This is a genomic window from Pseudomonadota bacterium (genome assembly GCA_030775045.1).
In the GTDB taxonomy this organism is placed as follows: Bacteria; Pseudomonadota; Alphaproteobacteria; order JALYJY01; family JALYJY01; genus JALYJY01.
Map to the genome: position 1 here is coordinate 1 of JALYJY010000115.1, position 4,955 is coordinate 4,955.

Annotated in this window: 4 protein-coding genes and 1 tRNA gene; 3 read left to right on the forward strand and 2 right to left on the reverse strand. The window is 60.6% G+C overall.

Features of this window, described 5'->3' with window-relative positions:
- The coding region (locus tag M3O22_08575) for a rod shape-determining protein (protein ID MDP9196797.1) at positions 1-764 on the reverse strand (764 nt) is incomplete at its 3' end.
- Between the two features lie 104 nt (positions 765-868).
- A tRNA-Thr gene (locus M3O22_08580) sits at positions 869-943 on the reverse strand.
- A gap of 366 nt (positions 944-1,309) precedes the next feature.
- Here M3O22_08580 and M3O22_08585 point away from each other — a divergent pair.
- From M3O22_08585 to M3O22_08595, 3 genes are all read left to right on the forward strand, one after another.
- Positions 1,310-1,876, forward strand: a complete 567-nt coding sequence (locus M3O22_08585) for a hypothetical protein (protein ID MDP9196798.1) — start codon at positions 1,310-1,312, stop codon at positions 1,874-1,876.
- Between the two features lie 396 nt (positions 1,877-2,272).
- Positions 2,273-2,578, forward strand: coding sequence for a hypothetical protein (locus M3O22_08590; protein ID MDP9196799.1), 306 nt, complete (start codon positions 2,273-2,275; stop codon positions 2,576-2,578).
- 73 nt (positions 2,579-2,651) lie between these two features.
- On the forward strand, positions 2,652-4,955 hold a 2,304-nt coding region (locus M3O22_08595), incomplete at its 3' end, for a glycosyltransferase (GenBank protein MDP9196800.1).

Here is a 4,955-nt window from a genome sequence, read left to right on the forward strand (position 1 = left end):
ATCTGGCGCTCGGTCACCACGATTTCCTTTGGCACGCCGTTGACCAGGTCGCGGCCCTTGATCTGCATGGTTCTGCCATCGCCATCGTCCGGGGGATAGGCGCAGCCGATTTCCTTCTTGATACGCGCGGCCGAGGATTCCCCGACCAGAAGATTCTGGGTGCGGCGGATATAGTTGATGATGGCCTCGTCCATCTTGTCCCCGCCCACACGGACCGAACGGGAATAGACAATGCCACCCAGCGAGATCACCGCCACTTCGGTGGTGCCGCCGCCGATGTCAACGACCATGGAGCCCGATGCCTCTGTCACCGGCAGGCCGGCCCCGATGGCGGCTGCCATGGGCTCCTCGATCAGCGCCACTTTACGGGCGCCAGCGGATTCAGCAGATTCGCGGATGGCCCGTTTCTCCACCTCGGTCGCGCCGGAGGGAACGCAGATGATGATTCTCGGGCTGACGAAACTCTTGCGCTTGTGAGCCTTGTGGATAAAGTATTTCAGCATCGCCTCGGCCGTGTGGAAGTCGGCGATCACACCGTCCCTCAGGGGGCGGGTCGCCCGGATGGTGCCAGGCGTGCGACCCAGCATCAGCTTGGCTCCCTCGCCGACAGCCAGAACCACGGTGCGCCCCTTGTGCTCCTCGATGGCGACTACAGACGGTTCGTTCAGGATAATCCCGCGGCCCCGCACGTAGACCAGGGTATTTGCGGTGCCGAGGTCAATGGCCATGTCGGTCGAGAAATATCCCAGCAGTTTTGAGAGCATGGATTCCAGCTTTCGGCAATCGGCGGCAACGGGGGTACAACTTCCGGCATAGGACCATGCCCGGACCTGTGTTGTAAAGGTTTTTGTTGGGGGAAATTCCAGGCTGGTGCTGCCGATGAGGATTGAACTCACGACCTCTCCCTTACCAAGGGAGTGCTCTACCACTGAGCTACGGCAGCAGGCCCTGTGCGGGTGCGGGCGGGACCATGCCACAGCCGGCCATGCCAGACAAGCGGTTTGTTGGGCCGTCCACCGGCACCCTGTTCGCGGGAACAACTGCGTCTGCAGGGCGTTTCCGGCATGCCGGTCAGGTTCCGGTCAATACAAACATGGGGAGAGTGTCATGCGTGGTATTATCCTGTGGCTTCTGGGGGTTCCGGTTTCTGTCATTATCCTGCTGTACCTGTTCAACGTTCTGTGACCGACCCCGGCTCTGCCGGACTGCATAACTCCGATGAGGCCGCCTGCTGTCCGTCCGGGATCTTTATTCCGGAGTGATTTTCCCCTTTCATGCAAAGAGGAAAAAACAGACAGCAGGTGGTTTCATGGCAGATAAAGGCCGCAAGATTCCCGGGGGTGAAAATCCGGCGGGATTGCCCCATGTCCGGACATCTGTCCGGTTTCTGGACACGGCCCTTCCCAGGCTGTCCCTGTCGGCTCCCTTTGTCCGGGCCGGGGAAAACCTTTATACATACAGCGAGATTGTGTTTCCGGACGGCTGGTTCCGGAACAGGTTGTGTGGCTTGGGCATGAAACTGGGACGACAGTCTGATGTTGTGATCGAAACGGATGCTTTCGGGAAAATCGCTTCGGTTGGAGTCAGGGTGATGAAAATCACCGGCAAGGCCCTGAAAGCGGGTCCCCTGGAGAACTGGAAGGATCCGGACCTGGTGGCCGGGATTGTCTTCCCGTGTGAGGAAAAGACACTCAATACGTATTCTGTTGCGGTTGCGCCCCGCAGTTTCAGAAACCCGGACAGCCCGGAAATGGTTCAGGCTCTGGAGAGGATGAGAAAGTTTCTGGGGACAAGGCTTGTGGTCAGGGTGCCTGTAACCATCCGGCCTGCCATGGCCATTCAGCCTGGTTTCGGACAGGACAGCCTGGCTCCCTGACCGGGTTTGCGTCCCCGAAACCTTTGCCTGAAAGTATTTCCCTGGCCTGTAAGGTCAGGGAAAACCAGGCAGGAGTTCCGTATGGCACAGGGTTATTCCAGAGGGCCGGCACACAGGCGGATACAGGCCACTGATACGCCATCCTCCCTGCCACAGGATCACATGCCGGAAAAAAAACCGGAAGGCTGTCGGAGATTTTGTATCCCGCCTTCGCAGGGATCTTGCTCTTCTTTCGCAGCAAAAATTCTTTCGCAGCAAAAATTCGAAAAGACCAGAAACGGAAACTTTTCTGTTCATGCAATCTTTTCTCCTGCCGGTCTGGCTGGATTCGCCAGTGCAATCCTGCATGGATGCGGGATAGGGTGGTTCGGAGAACAGAGGCTGGCCGAAATTTCCTTGGATATTCATGAGGGAAGCGTCTCTTGGGCCGAAATCACAATCCGGAAACCTTCCCCTGCGGCGGCAGGACTGAAACAGGGAGCGCAGGCTGACAGTCCGGATATTCTGGCACAGCTTGTCTTTATCTGTCAGAACCAGGCACAGACCGGATACAGTTACCAGATTGATCTGGTTCCCGGGAGCGTCCCTGAGGGAAGTAAAAATATGGCCTGTGCAGATATTCCCCGGGCGCTGCAAGCCCTGGAAAAGGCTCTTGAGGCCAGGATAAGCAGAAAGACAGCGCCTCCCGGTCCGGGGACCTGAACTGTTCCGATCCCAAAAAAGACAGATTTGCGGACCAGAAAGCGCGCCGTGTCTGTTCTGGATCTGGACCCCCATGCGCGCCTCTGTTCCCGGAATTCTTGTTCTTGTCCTTCTGCTGAATGCGGCTGTGTGGACCCTTCTGAACCTGCCAGGGCAGGGGGAGTCCTGGACCGGGCGCATCCAGGGCCTGTCCTACAGTCCCTATGGCCGGCAGGGTGATCCCCAGGCCGGGGACACAGCCAGCCCCGACCAGATCCGCCATGACATGGACATCCTGGCGCGCAGTACCCGGAGTGTGCGCACCTACAGCACCCTGAACGGAGCCGACCATGTACCGGCGCTGACCGCAGGCGGGGGGCTGAAGGTCATGGCCGGGGCCTGGATTGGCCGCGATACTGCGGCAAACAATGAGGAGATCGCCCGGCTGGTGACACTGGCCAACACCCATGCCAGTGTCTGGCGGGTGACGGTGGGAAACGAGACCCTGCTGCGCGGCGATGTCACAGTGGACCAGCTGGTGGATTATATCCGGAAAGTCCGGCGCCAGGTCAGCGTGCCGGTGTCCACGGCGGAAACCTGGGATGTCTGGCTGAAATATCCACGGCTGGCGGATGAGGTGGATTTCATCACCATCCACATCCTGCCCTACTGGGAAGCCATTCCGGCGGACCAGGCCATGGACCATGTGCGCAGTATCTGGTCCCGCATCCGGGAGCGCTTTCCGGAAAAGCATGTGGTGCTTGGCGAGACGGGCTGGCCCAGCGACGGAGCGTGGCAGCAGGGGGCCGAGGCCTCGCGCATCAACCAGGCGCGCTTTGTGCGGGAATTCCTGAATTTCGCCACACAGGAAAAGATCGACTATTATCTGATGGAGGCCTTCGACCAGCCCTGGAAGGCAGCGCTGGAGGGATCCGCGGGGGCCCACTGGGGCCTGTTCGACGCGGACCGCAAACCCAAATTTGCCATGACAGGCAGTCTGACCGAGACGCCGGAATGGCCGTGGCTGTGCGCCCTGTCGGCTATTCTGGCGCTGGGGCCCGTCCTGGCATTCCTGGTCCGGCGCCGGGATCTGCGGCGGCGCGGCCTGTTCTTCTATGCGCTCATGATCCAGGGCGCTGTATCCATGCTGGTGTGGGCGCTGGCCCATCCTGTAGCCCGTGGACAGGCGCCAGGAACCAGTATGGCATGGGCTGTCCTGGCGGGTTTCCAGATCATCCTTCTGGCAGTCATGCTGATTGACGCCCTGGAGCTGACCGAGGTGGTCTGGACCCGCCATCGCCGGCGGCATTTTGTTCCCGCCAGGGAACCGTTGCCAGACAGGGTGCCAAAGGTGTCTATCCACGTGCCCTGCTACAACGAGCCACCGGTGATGGTGAAGGCCACGCTGGACGCCCTGGCGCGCCTGGACTGGCCGGATTTCGAGGTGCTGGTCATCGACAACAACACCAGGGACGAGGCTGTCTGGCGTCCGTTGGAGGAATACTGCCAGGTTCTGGGCCCGCGGTTCCGGTTTTTCCATCTGCCGCAGTGGCCGGGCTACAAGGCTGGCGCTCTCAATTTTGGTCTCTCGCAGACTGCGCCGGATGCGGAAATTATTGGCGTGATCGACAGCGACTACCAGGTCACGCCGGACTGGCTGCGCAGCACCGTGCCGTTCTTCGCGCGGCCGGAGGTAGGGTTCGTCCAGTCTCCGCAGGACTATCGCGACTGGCGTTCCGATCCCTTCCGGGTCATGTGCAACTGGGAATACCAGGGCTTTTTCCACATCGGCATGATCCAGCGCAACGAGCGCAATGCTATCATCCAGCACGGTACCATGACCCTGATCCGCAGGCCGGCGCTGGAGAAACTGAAATGGGCCGAGTGGTGCATCTGCGAGGATGCCGAGCTGGGCCTGCGCCTGTTCCAGGAGGGGTACGAGGCGGTGTACATGCCAGACAGCTTCGGCCAGGGCCTGGTGCCGGACAGCTTTTCGGCCTACAAAAGCCAGCGCTGGCGCTGGGCCTATGGGGCTGTGCAGATCCTCAAGCGCCACTGGCGGGAGCTGCTCCCCGTGGCGGGAAAGCTGACCGCAGGCCAGAAATACCATTTCATCACGGGCTGGCTGCCCTGGTTTGCAGACGCTGCCCATCTGGTCTTTGCGGCCGGCGCCATCATCTGGTCCGCCGGTCTGCTCATGCCTGCGGTCACGGAGACTGCAGCCATGGTTCCCGGCCCGGGAGGAGTAGCGCTGGCATGGCTGGCTCGCAGCCTGACCCGCTTTTTCGAGTTTCCCCCCGCGGCTTTCATGCTGCCCACAGTCACGGTCTTCGGGTTCAAGGTTCTGGGGTCCCTGTGGCTGTACGCCGAGCGGGTGAAATGTACCTTCATGGACAAG